Origin of the sequence: Aminobacter sp. UC22_36 (assembly GCF_044056035.1) — a bacterium.
Classification (GTDB): Bacteria; Pseudomonadota; Alphaproteobacteria; order Rhizobiales; family Rhizobiaceae; genus Aminobacter.
Map to the genome: position 1 here is coordinate 3,703,777 of NZ_CP171996.1, position 15,707 is coordinate 3,719,483.

Below are 15,707 nucleotides of genomic sequence, written 5' to 3' on the forward strand. Positions count from 1 at the left end.
CATCGGCCGGGATCGGCTAGATATGGCGCTCCACGGAGATGCGACCATGACTGCTGCAACTGCAACCACCAGGTCGCAATCGAGCGTTCCCTGGCTCATCATCATCTGCGGCTGCCTGATCGCGGCGCTGACCTTCGGCCCGCGCTCGGCGATGGGCTTCTTCCAGTTGCCGATGCTCGCCGAAAAGGGCTGGGACCGCACCACCTTCGGTCTCGCCATGGCGATCCAGAACCTGTGCTGGGGTCTCGGCCAGCCGATCTTCGGCGCCATCGCCGACCGCTTCGGCAGCTGGCGTGTGCTGACGCTCGGCGCCGTGCTCTATTCGCTCGGCCTCTATCTGATGGCCAATGCCGACAGTGCCACGATGCTGCATCTGAGCGGCGGCGTGCTTGTCGGCCTCGGTGTTGCCGCCGGCTCGTTCAGCATCGTTCTGGCGGCGTTTGCCCGCAACACCAACCCGCAGAACCGCTCCATGGTGTTCGGCATCGGCACCGCTGCCGGTTCCGCCGGCATGTTCATCTTCGCGCCGATCAGCCAGGGCCTGATCGACGCCTATGGCTGGTCCGACACGCTCGTTTACATGTCGATCGCCATGCTGGTCATTCCGGTGCTGGCAATCCCGCTGGTCGGCAATGCGCGTTCGGGCACGGTCTCGCAGTCCGAGGTCGAGCAGACGCTTGGCCAGGCATTGTCGGAAGCCTTCGGCCACAGGAGCTACCTGCTGCTGACCTCCGGCTTCTTCGTCTGCGGCTTCCAGGTCGCCTTTATCACCGCCCACTTCCCCGCCTATATCAGGGACATCGGCATCGACGCGCGCTATGCCGTGATCGCGCTGGCGCTGATCGGCTTCTTCAATGTCATCGGCTCGCTCGCCTCTGGCGTCATCGGCCAGAAATATTCAAAGCCGCACTTCCTCGCCTGGATCTACATTGCCCGCTCGGCGCTGGTGGCTGTGTTTCTGCTGGTGCCGCAGACACCAACGACCGTCGTGGTCTTCGCCATCATCATGGGCCTGCTGTGGTTGTCGACGGTGCCGCCGACCAACGGCCTGGTCGCCATCATGTTCGGCACCCGCCACCTCGGCATGCTCGGCGGCATCGTCTTTTTCTCGCACCAGATCGGCTCGTTCCTCGGGGTCTGGCTCGGCGGCTACCTCTACGATCATTTCGGATCCTACAACCCGGTCTGGTGGCTCGGCGTGATCCTTGGCCTGTTTGCGGCCGCCGTCCACTGGCCGATCAAGGAACGCCCCGTCGCGCGGCCAACGGTGCTGGCGCCGGCGGAGTGATCCGCCAGCTGTCGCTGGCTCCTACCGGCAGTAGAAGCGGCGGCCGCCCTCGCCGATAAAGGTGTTGCTGCGCCGGTCGTAGCCATAGCGCCTGTGGCACGGCCCGCCCCACTGGTCACGCCGGCGTTCCTTGGCGTTCTGTTCGGCTATCGAACCGGCAACGATCGCACCGACGGCAAGGCCGAGGATACCGAGGCCGATGGCGGCCTCTGTGTCCTTGTCGCGCTTGCGACGGTCGTGGCGGTCTTGCCTGTCGCGCCATCTGTCGCACTGCCTGCGTTCGTAGCTGTCGCGCGGCCACGAGCAATCGATGTCGTCGTCATCGTCGTCATAATAATAGTCGCCGACGAGTTGCACCTGTGCGCCCGCTGTGAAGCTTCGGCTGCCGGCATGGGCCGGAAGGCTGGCAAGCAGGCTCGCGGCCACGGCACAAGCCACTGTCCTGGCCAGCGTCTTTGCAAGAAACATCATGGCTCCTTTCCGGGCCTGGCCCGGTCATCGAAAACAGACCGATTGGGAGCTGGGCCTGCCTTCGATGTGGTGGGTCACCGTTGTCGGCGCCGTGTATCCCTCCTGGAGGACAAGGGAAGCGGCAGCACCTTCAACCGGCGCAAGATCCATCCCGAAGACCACCATGGGCCTTCGGGTTTCTTGCCTCAGAAGCCGTAGTTCAGGCCGAGCTTGACGCTGTGGCTGGCAAGGTCTTCGCTGCGGCGACTGCCGCCCTTGACCACCGCGTTCACGTCGCCATAGTTGACGTAGTTGTATTCGACGCGCGCCCTGAGGCCGCCATCGAAGGCCTGCTCGATACCGCCGCCGACGAGGTAGCCGCCTTCCCACTTGTCGTCGGAAATGACATTGCCCTTGCCCTTGAACTTGGCCATCGAGTAGCCGGCGGTGCCGTAGACCAGCGTGCGGTCAAGGGCTACGCCGGCGCGAACCTTGGCCGCACCGTTCCAGGTGCGCTGCAGTTCGGCGCCACCGCCGAGATTGTACTTGGAGCCCTTGGAGTAGCTGCCTTCGAGCTCGGCGCCATAGACCATCGAGCCGGACTGGAAGTTGGTGCCGACCTGGCCGCCGAGCTGCCAGCCGCTCTTGTCGGCGAACGGGTTCGGGAAACCCGATGAGGCCGAACCGAGATGGACACCGGCATAGGTGCCCGACCAGTCATAGGCCTGATTGGAAAAATCCTGCGGCGCGGCGTAGTTCTGGGCCACGTCAGCGGCCATTGCAGGCATGGCGAAAGGCGCGAGGCCAGCGAATACGACGAGAAACAGATTTCGCATGGACATGTTAGTTCTTGCTCCGACATTTGCGTGGGGCTGCGAAGCAGAAGCCTCGCAGCCCGTTGACGGGGCCTCGACGCGGCGGCAACGGGGGAGAACCCGCCGGCCAAGTCCCGTGCACCATATCATTGGTTGCGAGCGTAACCTGAGCCTTCTGCATTGCAGCAACATTGCATCGAATATAATAAAATCAATTATTTAGCGGTAATCTTTCGGTAACCTTCATTAAGGCATCCTTGCGTCGGTCTATCGCGGACGCCTCAGGAAAACGGGCCACGCTGCCGCGCTCACACTGCCACGCCGCGCATGGCACCCAGTTGCCACGCAACCATAGGCCATTGCCAAAGCTGATGTTCTGCGACGACTATGAATCCTGACGGCACCTCTCGGCCTGTTGCGCTCTGCGAGCGGAACAGGCGACGGTGCCAGGCTGACGTCGTCAGCCAGCAGTGCAGCCAGGAGGCTTCGGGTGGTCGAGATCAGGAAAGGCCAGGGCTTGGCAAGCCAGATTTCAATGCAGCCGGCTGCGAAGACCTTATTGCCGACCTTTGCCGCGACCGCGGCCATGGTCGCCATCCTCTATTTCGCGCGCGACGTGCTGCTGCCGCTGGCCATCGCGATACTGCTCACCTTCGCGCTCGCGCCGATCGTTGGCTGGCTTCGCAGGCTCGGTGTCCCCAGGCTGGTGTCGGTCATTGCCTGCGTCATGGCCGCCTTTGGCATGGTCGCCGTGTTCAGCTTCGTGGTGGCGTCGCAGATCGGCGAAGTTGCCCAGAACCTCCCGACCTATCAGTCCAACATCCTCGAGAAGGTGCGCTCGCTCAAGGAGACTGGCGGCGGCAATGGCATCATCGACAGGCTGAGTGGGGTCATCGAGCGTGTCGGACAAGAAATCGACAAGCCCGAAGGCGCGACAGCCGGGTCGACGCAGCCGTCGCGGCCGGACCCGCTTCTGGTCGAGATCTTCACACCTCAGCGCCCGATAGAAACCCTGAAGAACCTGATCCTGCCGCTGATCGGCCCGCTCGCCACCGCCGGCCTGGTCATCGTCGTCGTCATCTTCATGCTGCTGGAGCGCGAAGACCTGCGCGACCGCTTCATTCGCCTGGTCGGCTATGGCGACCTGCATCGAACGACCGAAGCGCTTCAGGATGCCGGCCGCAGGGTCGGACAGTATCTGCTGATGCAATTGGTCGTGAACGTCGCCTATGGCGTGCCGATCGGCGTCGGTCTCTGGCTGCTGGGCATACCGAACGCGGTCTTGTGGGGCCTGTTGGCGATCGTGCTGCGCTTCGTGCCCTATATCGGCCCGGCGATCGCGATGATCCTGCCGCTTTTCCTGGCCCTGGCGGTGGCGCCGGGCTGGTCGCTCGTGCTGTGGGCGGCAGGGCTGTTCATCGTGATGGAACTGATCATCAACAACGTCATCGAGCCATGGCTATATGGCTCCAGGACTGGCCTCTCGCCGCTGGCCATCATTGTCGCGGCGATCTTCTGGACGTGGCTGTGGGGGCCGGTCGGGCTGGTGCTGTCCACGCCGCTGACCGTTTGCCTCGTCGTGCTTGGCAAGCACGTCCCGCAGTTTGCATTCCTCGAGGTCCTGTTCGGCAACGAGCCGGTCCTCGATCCCAAGCAGCGCCTCTACCAGCGCCTGCTGGCTGGCGACCCGGAGGAGGCAACCGACCACGCCGAGGAGATGCTCGAGACCGAGTACCTTGTCGACTTCTACGGCAGCGTGGCCATTCCGGCATTGCTGCTCGGCGAACGCGACCGCGCTCGCGGCGCGCTGACCGACGAGCAGCGCAGGCGCGTTGCGGCAAGCGCGGCGACGCTGGTCGCCAACCTGAACGAGATCGCCAACGAGGAGGCGGAGGAAGGCGACGACGTCGCTGCTGACGATGCTGAGCCGGACGAAACCCCTGAGGGCGACGAACTGCCGGACGGATCGGGAAAATCGGTGCTTTGCATCGGCGGGCGCGGCGATCTCGACAATGCTGCCGCCGCCATGCTCGCCCAGGTCCTGACGGTTCAGGGTGCCTCGGCGTCGACGGCGAGCCACACCGATGTCGACCCTGCCAACATCCGCAACCTGCCGCTCGGCACGTTCCAGACCGCGATCGTCGGCTTCCTCAACTCCGACTCGTTGAACCATGGCCGCTACGTCGTGCGCCGGCTCAAGCGCGCCGGAAAGGACCTGCGCGTCGGCATCGTGCTTTGGGCCGACGAAGCGCCGGGCCGCGACGCCGAAAAGCTTGCCGCCGAGTTGAACGCCGACTTTGTCGCATACGACATGACATCAGCCGCGACGGGGGCATTGTCGGACGCGCCTGCCGTTCCCCTCAAGGCGCCGAAAACGCATGGTCCGGCGCCAGCCTTCTTCCCGCAGCAAGCCGGCGGCAAAGCCGAAGGCGCCGGCAGGCTGAAACCTGCAACTGCTGGTCTGCTGGGTTGGCAGCCGGCTTGCGGCGCTCGCCTGTTGGCTACCTAGCGCGCCGCCCGCGTCAGCAGGCGCTGGTAGAACAGGCCGATGCCGATCAGCACACCACCCAGGCCGATGAAGGACAGCGCCCGCAACACGCCTTCCAGCTCGGACATGTCGAACAGGAAGACCTTGGCCACCGCGACCGAGATCAGCGCCGCGGAAGCGATACGCAGCACCTGCGACTTCAGCGTCACGCCAGCGACAAGCAGGCCGACGCCCATGGCAAGCCAAAGTGCCGAATAGGTGTAGGTCTCGACCTGCCCGAGGCCCGCCCACAGGCCGATATGCTCGCCCTGGAACAGCCGCCGGACCGACAGCGTCGCATAGGCGAAGGCGAGCAGTGCGGCGACCAGCGCCAGCATCGCCGAATACCATTGCGGGCGCTTGCCCCGGGCGTAATAGGCCAGCGCCGCTGCTGCTGCCGCCGGCAGCAGATAGGCGAGGAACAGCAAGTTGAAGAACACAATGCCGCCGGTGCTTTCGTTGGTGAACAGCGGGTTGAGCACCAGGAAGTGCTGGCCGACGATCGACAGCACCGACACAACGCCGATGCCGAGCGAACCATAGCGCAGCACCGGGCTCGGCGAACGCATGTCGAGCGCCACCAATATGCCGCCGCCACCGAGCGCGATCAGCGTGTAGATCGCCTGCTCCGCCAGCGTCGGCACGTCGGAAGTGATGACGCCGCCATTCATTGCGTGGCGCACCAGCATCGCCAGCGTCAGCAGCGCAAACAGTGCCGCCACCGCTTCCATGACCAGCCGGGGCCGCCCATTGGTGGTTCGCGCCAGCTGCCAGGCGGCAAAACCAAAGGCGAGTGCCGGAATGCCGTAGCCGGGCAAAATCCAGTTGAACACCGGCGTCTTGCCGAGCACGTCGGCGCCAACGATCGTTGGGTCGAACGCCACCCGGACCAGCACCGCAACCGCCGCCGCAACGCTCAGCCAGCCGAGCGCCGGATAGCTGCGCTGGCGGGTCGCCAGGGCCGCTACCGCTGCGGCCAGTCCGAGCAGCACGGTGGTAAAGCCCGAGCCGAAGCCCATATGCAAGGCCAGCAGCAGCGCCACCCCTGCCCCGCCCAAGGCGAAGGAGACGGCAGGGCCACCGGTCAGCGGCGGCTGTTCGTTGCGGGCGATCCATTCGCCGCCGGCGGCAAAGCCGGCAACAAGTGCAACGGCGATCAACGCGCGCAACAGATCGCGGTCGGGGTTGCCATAGGCGATCCAGAGCGAAAACAGCACCACCAACGGCACCGCCACGCCCCACCCGGCCCAGGCCGCGGCGCGCCAGGGCACCGTCACCACGTAGCGTTTGGCGCTCCACAGGCCGGCGCCGGCGAACACCAGGCCGAGCAGCCAGCCGATGCGGGTCAGTGTCGAACCGGCAACCTCGATCGGCAAACCTTCGACAGTGAGCGCGCCAATCGGCAGGTCGAGGTCGAAGGTGCCGCCCAGCGCATTGCGCAGATAGACCAGCACGGCGGCGAGAGCGGCCGCAAACAGCAGTGACACTGCCGCCGGACGATAAAGCGCCACCGCCAGCATGCCGATCATCAGGATCGTCCCGCGCAGCGGGCCGCCAAGCGCTGCATAGGTCGGATGGATGAACAGCACCACCGATGTCACGGCGACGAAGAAGGCCGGCACCATCGACGGCCAGTCGAGCGTGGCTGGCTCGTCGTCACGGCCGAGCCATAGCAGGGCCAATGCCGCCAGTGTGATGGCGGAGATGAACAGCACCACCGCAAAACTCGCCAGCGGCGCGTCGGCGAGATAAAGCAGCGTCCAAAGGCCGGTGCCGATGAAAGCAGCGCCCATCAGCAGCGACCACCTGCGGGTGCGGGCGACGGCCGCCGTCGCCACCAGGACGATGGCAAGATAGCCGAACAGTGCCCAGTAGTTGGGCGCGGTCGACGCGACCAGCACCGGCGTCACCATCGAGCCGAGCAGCCCGAGGCCGGCCAGCGCCTGGCCATGCGCCAGGGCCGCGGTAATCGTCGCGACACCGACGATGCCCAAAAGCACGAAAGCCGGGCCGGCACCGATGAAGCCATAGATGCCATGTGCGGCGTAGATGGTGCCGAACAGGGCGAACGCGCCCGCCGCCGTCAGGATCGCCGGGATGTAGGCGTTGGAGCCGTTCTGGATCGGTACGCGATAGCCGGTGCGACGGATGAATTCGCCGCCACCGACCAGCACGAGCCCGAGCAGGGCAGCCATGCTGAGCCGCAGGCCGGGGCCGAAGATGCCGGATTCGATGGAGTAGCGGATCAGGAACACCGCGCCGAAGGCCAGCGCCAGGCCACCGACCCAGACTGCCCAGCGTGTACCGAGCGCGGTCTCGATGTTGGGCGTTGCGCGCGCCGCAGCCTGCTGCGGCTCGGCTGCCGCTGGCGCCCACGGGCCAGCCACCGCAGCTTCCACCTCGGCATTTGCCGCCACGGGCAGCTCTTCCGCTGTCGCCGCGACAGATTCCGCCGCGGCTGGCTGGTCGGCTACCTCAGCGGCCAGCGCCTCCGGCAAGACCGCCTCGCTCACCGTCGCTGCCTTGACCTCCGCCGCCTTGGCGGCCGGCGCCGGCACGGCACCTGACAGCACCAGGCTGCGCAGCGCCCCAAGCTCGCGCTCGAGCAGGCCGAGCCGGCTCTGCTGCTTCGACACGATGACGATCAGCACGACGATGGCGATGACGCCCAACAGGCTCTCAAGCATGGCCGTTCCCCCTCAGATTGGCCGGCTCACCGCGCCGCCAGATTGGCGACGGGAAAGATCGAACATGTTTCGGTGCCGAAGGCGAGCAGCTTGCCGTCCTTGTCCTTCAGCGTCGCTTCCGACACGGCGAGCGTGCGGCCCTTGTGGATCACCCTGCCTTCGCACACCACTTCGCCTGTCTTGGGCGTGATCGGCCGGGTCAGGTTCACCTTGAACTCGACGGTGGTGTAGGCTTCGCCCTTCTCCAGCGTGCTGTGCACGGCACAGCCCAGTGCCGAATCGAGCAAGGTCGCTGCCCAGCCGCCATGCACGGTGCCGAGCGGGTTGAGATGGCGCTCGCCGGGCAACCCGCGAAACACCGCGCGCCCCGCTTCCACCTCGGTCAGGCCGAAATTCATCGCCGCGGCGATCGGCGGTGCGGGATAGAGCCCGTCGACGACACGCTGCAGCAATTCAGCACCGGAATAGAGATGCACGTCCTCATGCGGGATCGTGCCCAGGCCAAGCGGAGAGACGAGGCCGGGGAACAGTTCGACTTCGCTCATGCGGCTGTGTCTCCATGGGAAATCGCCCTGGCCGCATAAAATTTCCGCAGCGCCATCAACAGTCCGCTGCGCGCGTCGGGCACCTCGATGCCGCGCGGCTCGTAGACGTGGCGAGCAAAAAAGAAGCTCGACAGGCGAAAGGCATCTTCAATGGCTTTGAGGTCGGCGCCTTGCCGCGCCCCGCGCTGCAGGAAAACAGGCAATGGCAACAGCTTGTCGCGCCATGGCTCGCCGGCCACGCGCGACACGGCGCGGCCCGATTTCGGCGAGACATAGGTCAGCTCCTCGAGCGCGCCGGTAGCGGCACATTCGGAAAGATCGAGGCCGAAGCCGAGCTCTTCCAGCACCAGAAGCTCAAAACGCACCACCAGTTCGCCGACGGCTTCGGCGTCGCTCAGATGCTCGATCAGGATCGCGAGCGTCTCGTAGAGGCCTGCGTGCGGGTCACGCTCGGGCAGAAGCCTCAGATGGGCTGCCAGCGTCTGCAGCGCATAGACGGCAATCGCGCTGTCGATCAGCCTGGCGGCATTGAGCTCGATTGGCTCGGCCTGGAACGTGCCGAGATGTTCGTCGAGACGGGCGCGCCAGATCAGGTCGACCCGATTGCCCGCCTGCAACAGCGGCTGCTGCTTGCGCGAGCGGCCGCCGCGCACGAGCCCCAGATGCCGGCCATGGGCACGGGTCATCACCTCGAGCACGGCGGAGGTTTCGCCGTGCTTTCGGGTGCCGAGGATGATTCCTTCGTCGCGCCACTCCATGGCCGGACCATCAGCCGGTTAGGCGGCGAAATCAAGAACTATGGCTGTCGGCAACCTGGTGTCCTTGTCCAACCGGCTCAGCTCTCCGGCAATGCCGGGATCAGCGCCAGCAACAGCAGCGCGCCGAGCACCAGAGCCGCGGCCACCGCAGCCAGCGGCAACAGGCCGAGCGTAATGAAGGGCGCCACCGCGGCCGTGCCGGCAGCGGTCGTGCCGAGGATGGCGACCACGACAAGTGCAGCGCCGCGCGCGTCGTCGCCATGCGAGGCGACCACCGCGCGGTGGAAGCCGGGCGGACCACGAAAGCCGAGGCCAAAGTTGAACGGCACGAACAGGGCCGTCACAACAAGCGTGTTCGCCCCGCCGGCCAGCGCGTAGCCCAGCATCGCCAGGCCTCCGAGCGCTGAAAGTGCCGTGCCGAACCAGATCATGCGCTCGGCACCGAAGCGCGCCGTCAGGCGACCGGTGACGTTGGCGGCAACGATGAAGGTCGCAATGCCGGTGAGCTGCATGACAATGAAGTCCTTGAGCCCGGCGCCGAGTGCTGCGACGAACACCGTCGGCGCGGCGAACACGATCACCAGCAACGCGCCGAGCGTAAATGCGTGGCTGACGGCATAACGCAGGAACACCGCATCGCGCAGCAGATGGGCATAACCGCCGCTGCGGCGTCCGCTGACCACACGCGGCAGGTGCCGCCCAAGTGCCGCTACTGCTGCCGCGAGCACCAGCGCGAGTGCGGCGATGACCTCGAACGACGCGTTCCATCCGGCGACGGAGAGCAGCCAGACGCCGGCGACCGGTGCCAGCGCCGGTGTAAGCGAACTCGATGCTGCCCAGAAGCCCGAGCTTGCCGATGGCGCGCTCGTCGCCATAAAGCGCGCGGATCATGCCCGGCGCGAACACCGCCGCCGCAGCCCCCGCCGCGCCCTGCAGGAAACGCAGCGCAATCAGCATCTCGAGCGAGGCGCTGAGACCAGCCAGCGCCGAGACGACGCCATAGGCGACCAGCGAGCCGACGAGCAGGCGGCGCTGGTCGAAGCGCGCGCCGAGCGAGCCGAAGATGAGCAGCCCGAGTGCGGCTCCGGTCACGAACGCTGCCAGCACGAACTGCGCGCGCGCATAGGTACCGCCGAGCACCTCGGGCAGGCTCGGCACTGCCGGCAGCACAAGATCGGTGCCGGCGATGCCGAGCACGGTGCTGGTCACGATGAGTGCGAAAGCGATGCCTGCATGGCCGCCATGCTTGCCGATGGTCATTGTCTTGCCAGTCTTGAGGTTGGGCCAGTCTTGGATTGAGGGCTTTTTTCGGGACGGCGTCAGTGCCCCATGACAGGCCATGGGTCAAGCAAAGCCGGTTGGTCCAGAGCCCTCGGCGTGGCCTGCTACGGGCAGTCGCTGTCGCGGACGAAGCGGGCCTTGACCCAGCCCTTGGTGGTGCGGTCGCCATTGTAATGCGTTACCGGGCACCAGCGGCTCGCCCAGGGCTGGCTTGGCGGCCGGCAGGCGGCGTCGAGATGGATGATACCGTGCGTCTGCGGCGGCAGCACGTCGACGATGCGGGCATTGGCCGACGGCCGCGCCCGCATGTTGAGCGCATCGTTGCGGGCGACATTGACCACCACCAGACAACCCGGCCCTGATGTCGCCATCACGGGTGGAACGATGGCAAGCGTGAGAAATGCGGTCAGCGCGATCTTGAACATGGCCTGTCCCCTCGCCGTTCAGGGCAGCGACGCGGACTTCCGCACCAACCCCGCCGCCGATGATAGCGGCCTTGACCGGCAGCGCCAAGACGATGGCCGCGTACCGCAATGAAGTTGGCCGCCGTGTTATCACGGCGGCCTTGTCGGCTCAGGCGAGCTTTGGCTTGAAGAGGCGCGTTGCCAGCCAGTCGAGGACGAACATCACAACAAGCGAGATGCCGACGAGCGGAAAGGCGATGCCGCCCATAGCGAGGATTGCGATCAGCCCGCGAAACACCCTGGTGTCACCGGGTAATGGCGGCACGCCGAGCGAGCCGGCTGGACGGCGCTTCCACCACATCACACCGGCCGAGACCGCCAAAAGCACGATGCCGATGCAGGCCGCGAGCATCACCAGCTGGTTGGCCAAACCGAATTCCTGACCCATATGCACCGAGATGCCCCATTCCATCCACTTGCCTCCCACACCGTAGTCGGCAAAGCCCATGTCGATCAGCGGCTTGCCGCTGTATTGGTCGAGATGGATCACGCGCTGCTCGGCCGCGTCGTCGGGATAAACCGAACCGGTGTAGACGCCTTCCGGCTTGCTCGGTATGGCGACCGTATAGCCGCGATGCAGCCCTAGCCTGTCGAACGTCTCGATGGCCTTGTCCAGCCCGATCGGCGTGCCTGCAACTCCCGAGGACTCCGGCAGCTTGGCCTGCTCCAGCGACCACGACGTCTTGGCGACGTGGTCGAGATGTTCGCCCGACATCGGCACGTCGACGCGCACGCCCGAGGGATAGCCGAAGTTGCTGCCATTGGCCCATTCGTTGACCTTTTCGCCCCACACGCCCGACCAGGGCATGCCTGTTATCGCCAGGAAAACGATGAAGAACCCGACGAACAGGCCGGTCACCGCATGCAGGTCGCGCCAGAACATGCGGTTTTTCGGCTTGCCGCGCACGGTGACGACCCCACCCTTCTTGCCGCGCGGCCACCACAGATAGATGCCGGTGCCAACCATCAGGATCGACCAGCCGCCGGCAAGCTCGATCAGCAGCCGTGCCGTGTCGCCGAAATATTTCAGGCTGTGCAGGTAACGGATGGTCCACATGATCGTGCCGCGATCGGGCAAGGCGCCCAGCACCTGCCCGCTGTAGGGGCTCACATAGACGGCGAGCTTGCCAAAGTCGGCGGTGGCGACGGTGATCTCGGCCGAGCTCTCGGGCGTCGCCGGGTCAAGATACTTCACCGCCGTTCCGGGATAGTTGGCAAGTGCCGCGTCGACCATGGCCTCGGGTGCCACCCTGGTCTGTTCGACGGCGACGCGCTTGAGCTTGGAATAGACGGCAGCGTCGATCTCGTCCTTGAACAGATAGAGCGCGCCGGTAACGGCGAGCGTAATCATGAAGGGCAGAACCAGCAGCCCGGCATAGAAGTGCCAGCGCCAGACGGCACGGTAAAGGTTGGACGCGGAGCGCGCAGCCACGGCGCTGCTCTCCCGTCCGAGAGTGATTTCGGACATTTTTGTCTCCATAGGCGTGGAATGTCAGGCCGCATGAACGGCCCTGATCGGTTCGACGTCAGATGGAGATCGTGGGTGGCGCCCGTGCCTCGGCGATAAGGCCGCGTTGGCCCTGGCGAACCGGCACCGCCTGTTCGGCAACGACGGCGCCATGCGCCTCGGGGCGGTCGAGGATGAAGGCAAGCTGTTGACCCGGCAGGCCGGGCGTGGTCGCTACGGCCAACTGGCAGAGCGTGCCACACGGGCATTCGGCGGGACTGCGGGCGGGCTGTTTGTCGTCGCCTGCCGGTGCCATGCCTTCCATCGTGCAGATGACGCCGAGCGGGTCGGCGATGGAGGCCGCCATGGCGCCTGATGCGGCACCTGACAGCAGCGCCTGGAACAGCAGCATGAAGGCGATCATGCCGGCGATGGCGCCAGCCGACAGCCTGTCCCGCAAAAGCAGCCGCATGCTCTTCATGCTGGCGCCATGCCACATTGCCGCCGCAAAGTCACTGCGGCACGAGCGCTTTGGGCGTCAGCCGTGGCGCGGCCATTGCGGGTGTTGCGTATCGATGACGAAGCCATGCGCATGCCGGTGCCCAAGGCGATGTCCGCCCTCGGCCCAGTGCGGATCGTCCTCGTCGAGATCGTCGTGGCGATGGCCCAGCACATCGGGATCTGTCGCGGGCCACATCGCCAAGGCCGCCGCCAGGGCTGCGGCCGCAATGCCCGCCATGATGACGAAGGTCTGGGAAATGCCGACAGTCACCCCGAGCCAGCCGGCAAGCGGATAGGTGATCAGCCAGCAGGCATGGGACAGCGCGAACTGCGCGGCAAAAAGTGCCGGCCTGTCTTCGGCATGCGACGAGCGCCTGAGCAGCCGCCCAGCTGGCGTCTGCGCCATCGAATAGCCGAGACCGAGAATGAACCACAGCGGCAGCAGCGAATCGAAGCCCCGCACCAATGTCCCGCACACAAGCCCGGCAGCCAGTAGCACAATGCCGGCCAGCATGATCGAGCGGTCCTGAACCCGGTCGAGAATTCCAGGCAGCATCAGTGCTGCCACCATCGACCCACCGCCATAGGCGGCCAGCGCCATCGCCGTCGCCTTCTGCGTCAGGCCGTACTCGCCCTGCACGATGACGACGGTGTTGACGATGACCATCGCGCCGGAAGCCGCGACCGCCATGCTGACCGCCAGCAGCCCCTGCAGCCGTGGCGTCGCAAGGTAGATCCTGAGGCCCCGAGTGGTCCGATCATAGATGCCACGCGGCGCCGACAGTTTGGGGCTCGGCAGTCTCACCGAGACCACCAGGGCGGCGGACGCCAGGAAGCCTATGACGGTGCCGGCAAACAGGCTGTGGAAGCTGATCACCGTCAAAAGTGCGGCCGCAAGCACCGGGCTGACCAGGCTTTCGAGGTCGTAGGCAAGCCGCGTCAGCGACAGCGCGCGGGTATAGTCCTTCTCGTCGGGCAGCACGTCGGGGATCGTCGCCTGGAACGCCGGGGTGAAGCCGGCGGATGCCGATTGCAGTACGAAGATCAGCACATAGACCTGCCAGACCTCGGTGACGAAGGGTAGAAGCAGCACCACCGCCGCGCGCACCAGATCGAGGCAGACCAGCATCGTGCGCCGCGGCAGCCGCTCGGCGAAAGCCGCCGCCACGGGCGCGACGACGACAAAAGCGATCATCTTGATCGCCAGGGCCGTGCCGAGCACGACGCCCGCATCCGGCCCCGCCAGTTCATAGGCCAAAAGGCCGAGCGCCACCGTGGCGAGGCCGGTGCCGATCAGCGCGATCAGCTGCGCCGCAAACAGATGGCGGTAGGTTCGGTTGGACAGGATCTGAAGCATTGGTCGGGCTCTGGCGGTATCAGGCACTTTGGGACAACGGCAGCCCGGCGGCATGGCCGGGGCGAACGGCGCGCCTAGAGGTACTTGGTGATTTCCTTGAACTCGTCGATCGACTGTCGCTGCTCGCGCGGCAAGGCGCCGACCGCGTCCTCCAGGCAATGGTCGAGATGATCCTGGATCAGCGTGCGCTTGGCCTGGCCGACGGCCTTTTCCACGGCATGAAGCTGCTGGGCGATGTCGAGGCACGGCCGGCCCGCCTCGATCATGGCGATGATGCCGCGCAGATGGCCCTCGGCCCGCTTCAGCCGCTTGACCGTGTCGGGATGGGAGGCGTGGGGGTGGGTATGTTCTGCCATGCTCAATTGCTATCCCCCCGGAGGGGATATGGTCAAGATCGCCGCATGAAACTTCTCGGCCATCCCTCTCACCAGCCGCGGAAGCGTGGCCAGTAATCGAGCCCGCCGGCTGCCGTGACTACCTGATAACCGTCGAATTGAGCGGCGGTGGCGCAGGCATGATTGGGCAGGATGCGCAGCATCGTGCCGACTGATATGTCAGGCAGCGGCGCCCCGCTGCCCGGCCTGACCCCAATGACGCCGTGCTCCTGGCTCGTCGCGGTCACGATCAGGCTGTCCAGCACTTGCCCGTCAATGTCGCAGACCACGCCGTAACCCTGGTCAATCTTCTGGGATGCTGTGCCGCGGTCGCGCGACAGCGCCATCCAGCCGGCATCGATCATGATCCAGCCACGCTCGGTCTGGTGGCCGATGACAGTGGTCAGCACCGACAGCGCGATATCCTTTAGCCCGCAGACGCCAACGCCGGCCTGAACGAGGTCGAAGAACACATAGACGCCGGCGCGCACCTCGGTCACCCCGCTCAGGTCGCGGGCGAAGTGCGCCGTCGGCGTCGCGCCGACACTGACCACCGGACAGGCGAAGCCGGCCTCAGCAAGCTGCGCCACTGCCGCGACCACGGCGTCGCGCTCCTGTTCTGCGAAGGCAACGAGGCTTGCCTCGCCATGCGTGCCATAACTCTCGCCGGCATGATCGACGACGCCGCGCAACTCCGCGCCTCCGTCGACAAGTATCCTGGCTATCTCGACGACCACGGGGTCGTCGGGCCGAACGCCCGAGCGGTGACCGTCGCAGTCGATCTCGATCAAGGCAGGGATCGCCTCGCCCGCCTTGCGCGATACCTCGGCGACAGCGTGCGCTTGCGCAAGCGAATCGAGGATCACCACGAGATCGCATCCGGCTGCCCTCAAGGCCAGCACGCGCGGCAGCTTCTGCGGCGCAATGCCGACGCAGTAGAGGATGTCGGTGACGCCGGCCTCGGCGAAAACCTCGGCCTCCCGCAGCGTCGAGACAGTCGCGCCCCTGGCGTTCCGCAGCACATGCCTGGCGGCGTCGACCGACTTGACCGTCTTGAGGTGCGGCCGCGCCGAAACCTTGAGCGCGGCCAGCCTGCGTTCAAGGCGCTCGATGTTGCGGAGCATGATCGTCTCGTCGAGAATCAGGCTCGGCGTCGCGAGGCTTCCCAGGTCGGCAACATCACCCATGACCGTATCCCCCATTCGGCAGAGGC

14 protein-coding genes and 1 pseudogene are annotated in these 15,707 nt (G+C 65.9%); 2 read left to right on the plus strand and 13 right to left on the minus strand.

The genetic code is table 11. The features are described from left to right. Window positions 1-46 precede the first annotated feature (46 nt). Window positions 47-1,288: an MFS transporter gene (locus ACHMW7_RS21575; RefSeq protein ID WP_395447512.1), complete on the plus strand. Its 1,242-nt coding sequence runs from the start codon at window positions 47-49 to the stop codon at window positions 1,286-1,288. Window positions 1,289-1,309: 21 nt separating this feature from the next. Here the strand turns inward: ACHMW7_RS21575 and ACHMW7_RS21580 are convergent, their stop codons facing one another. Both ACHMW7_RS21580 and ACHMW7_RS21585 read right to left on the minus strand, forming a co-directional pair. Beyond that, window positions 1,310-1,759, minus strand: coding sequence for a hypothetical protein (locus tag ACHMW7_RS21580; protein ID WP_395447513.1), 450 nt, complete (start codon window positions 1,757-1,759; stop codon window positions 1,310-1,312). A 185-nt stretch (window positions 1,760-1,944) separates the two neighbouring features. Further along, window positions 1,945-2,580: an outer membrane protein gene (locus ACHMW7_RS21585; protein ID WP_395447514.1), complete on the minus strand. Its 636-nt coding sequence runs from the start codon at window positions 2,578-2,580 to the stop codon at window positions 1,945-1,947. Between the two features lie 463 nt (window positions 2,581-3,043). Here ACHMW7_RS21585 and ACHMW7_RS21590 point away from each other — a divergent pair, with 463 nt between their 5' ends. Then, complete coding sequence (locus tag ACHMW7_RS21590; protein ID WP_395447515.1) at window positions 3,044-5,062, plus strand: AI-2E family transporter; 2,019 nt, start codon at window positions 3,044-3,046, stop codon at window positions 5,060-5,062. Here ACHMW7_RS21590 and ACHMW7_RS21595 read toward each other — a convergent pair. The 11 genes and pseudogenes from ACHMW7_RS21595 to ACHMW7_RS21645 form a co-directional block, all read right to left on the minus strand. Then, window positions 5,059-7,767 (minus strand): DUF2339 domain-containing protein, encoded by a 2,709-nt coding sequence (locus tag ACHMW7_RS21595; RefSeq protein ID WP_395447516.1) that lies wholly within the window; start codon window positions 7,765-7,767, stop codon window positions 5,059-5,061. The two genes, ACHMW7_RS21590 and ACHMW7_RS21595, sit on opposite strands and share 4 nt — an antisense overlap. A gap of 26 nt (window positions 7,768-7,793) precedes the next feature. After that, window positions 7,794-8,312 (minus strand): PaaI family thioesterase, encoded by a 519-nt coding sequence (locus ACHMW7_RS21600; RefSeq protein WP_395447517.1) that lies wholly within the window; start codon window positions 8,310-8,312, stop codon window positions 7,794-7,796. Then, complete coding sequence (gene recO, locus ACHMW7_RS21605) at window positions 8,309-9,070, minus strand: DNA repair protein RecO (protein ID WP_395447518.1); 762 nt, start codon at window positions 9,068-9,070, stop codon at window positions 8,309-8,311. Before recO ends, ACHMW7_RS21600 begins: the two co-directional genes overlap by 4 nt. 77 nt (window positions 9,071-9,147) lie before the next feature. Next, on the minus strand, window positions 9,148-9,945 hold the full coding sequence (locus tag ACHMW7_RS21610) for an MFS transporter (protein ID WP_395447519.1): 798 nt from the start codon (window positions 9,943-9,945) through the stop codon (window positions 9,148-9,150). Window positions 9,946-9,961: 16 nt separating this feature from the next. After that, window positions 9,962-10,411 (minus strand): annotated as a pseudogene (locus ACHMW7_RS21615) (MFS transporter); the annotation flags it as partial. 44 nt (window positions 10,412-10,455) lie between these two features. Then, window positions 10,456-10,776 (minus strand): hypothetical protein, encoded by a 321-nt coding sequence (locus ACHMW7_RS21620; RefSeq protein WP_395447520.1) that lies wholly within the window; start codon window positions 10,774-10,776, stop codon window positions 10,456-10,458. Window positions 10,777-10,924: 148 nt separating this feature from the next. Further along, window positions 10,925-12,283: a PepSY-associated TM helix domain-containing protein gene (locus ACHMW7_RS21625; protein ID WP_395447521.1), complete on the minus strand. Its 1,359-nt coding sequence runs from the start codon at window positions 12,281-12,283 to the stop codon at window positions 10,925-10,927. Between the two features lie 58 nt (window positions 12,284-12,341). Then, a complete protein-coding gene (locus ACHMW7_RS21630) occupies window positions 12,342-12,743 on the minus strand; it encodes a DUF2946 family protein (RefSeq protein ID WP_395447522.1) in 402 nt (133 codons plus the stop codon). A gap of 57 nt (window positions 12,744-12,800) precedes the next feature. Further along, window positions 12,801-14,120, minus strand: coding sequence for an MFS transporter (locus tag ACHMW7_RS21635; protein ID WP_395447523.1), 1,320 nt, complete (start codon window positions 14,118-14,120; stop codon window positions 12,801-12,803). 74 nt (window positions 14,121-14,194) lie between these two features. Next, the gene (locus ACHMW7_RS21640; protein ID WP_395447524.1) at window positions 14,195-14,476 is read right to left on the minus strand and encodes a metal-sensing transcriptional repressor; all 282 of its coding nucleotides are present in this window, start codon (window positions 14,474-14,476) and stop codon (window positions 14,195-14,197) included. A gap of 68 nt (window positions 14,477-14,544) precedes the next feature. Continuing rightward, a complete protein-coding gene (locus ACHMW7_RS21645; RefSeq protein ID WP_395447525.1) occupies window positions 14,545-15,681 on the minus strand; it encodes an alanine racemase in 1,137 nt (378 codons plus the stop codon). Between the last annotated feature and the right edge of the window lie 26 nt (window positions 15,682-15,707).

What these genes read in the sequence shown, in the direction of transcription:
- ACHMW7_RS21610 (WP_395447519.1), bottom strand. Translation starts at nt 9,945, where the DNA reads ATGGCGACGAGCGCGCCATCGGCAAGCTCGGGCTTCTGGGCAGCATCG.
- recO (WP_395447518.1), bottom strand. Translation starts at nt 9,070, where the DNA reads ATGGAGTGGCGCGACGAAGGAATCATCCTCGGCACCCGAAAGCACGGC.
- ACHMW7_RS21625 (WP_395447521.1), bottom strand. Translation starts at nt 12,283, where the DNA reads ATGTCCGAAATCACTCTCGGACGGGAGAGCAGCGCCGTGGCTGCGCGC.
- ACHMW7_RS21640 (WP_395447524.1), bottom strand. Translation starts at nt 14,476, where the DNA reads ATGGCAGAACATACCCACCCCCACGCCTCCCATCCCGACACGGTCAAG.
- ACHMW7_RS21630 (WP_395447522.1), bottom strand. Translation starts at nt 12,743, where the DNA reads ATGAAGAGCATGCGGCTGCTTTTGCGGGACAGGCTGTCGGCTGGCGCC.
- ACHMW7_RS21575 (WP_395447512.1), top strand. Translation starts at nt 47, where the DNA reads ATGACTGCTGCAACTGCAACCACCAGGTCGCAATCGAGCGTTCCCTGG.
- ACHMW7_RS21635 (WP_395447523.1), bottom strand. Translation starts at nt 14,120, where the DNA reads ATGCTTCAGATCCTGTCCAACCGAACCTACCGCCATCTGTTTGCGGCG.
- ACHMW7_RS21645 (WP_395447525.1), bottom strand. Translation starts at nt 15,681, where the DNA reads ATGGGTGATGTTGCCGACCTGGGAAGCCTCGCGACGCCGAGCCTGATT.
- ACHMW7_RS21580 (WP_395447513.1), bottom strand. Translation starts at nt 1,759, where the DNA reads ATGATGTTTCTTGCAAAGACGCTGGCCAGGACAGTGGCTTGTGCCGTG.
- ACHMW7_RS21595 (WP_395447516.1), bottom strand. Translation starts at nt 7,767, where the DNA reads ATGCTTGAGAGCCTGTTGGGCGTCATCGCCATCGTCGTGCTGATCGTC.
- ACHMW7_RS21620 (WP_395447520.1), bottom strand. Translation starts at nt 10,776, where the DNA reads ATGTTCAAGATCGCGCTGACCGCATTTCTCACGCTTGCCATCGTTCCA.
- ACHMW7_RS21585 (WP_395447514.1), bottom strand. Translation starts at nt 2,580, where the DNA reads ATGTCCATGCGAAATCTGTTTCTCGTCGTATTCGCTGGCCTCGCGCCT.
- ACHMW7_RS21600 (WP_395447517.1), bottom strand. Translation starts at nt 8,312, where the DNA reads ATGAGCGAAGTCGAACTGTTCCCCGGCCTCGTCTCTCCGCTTGGCCTG.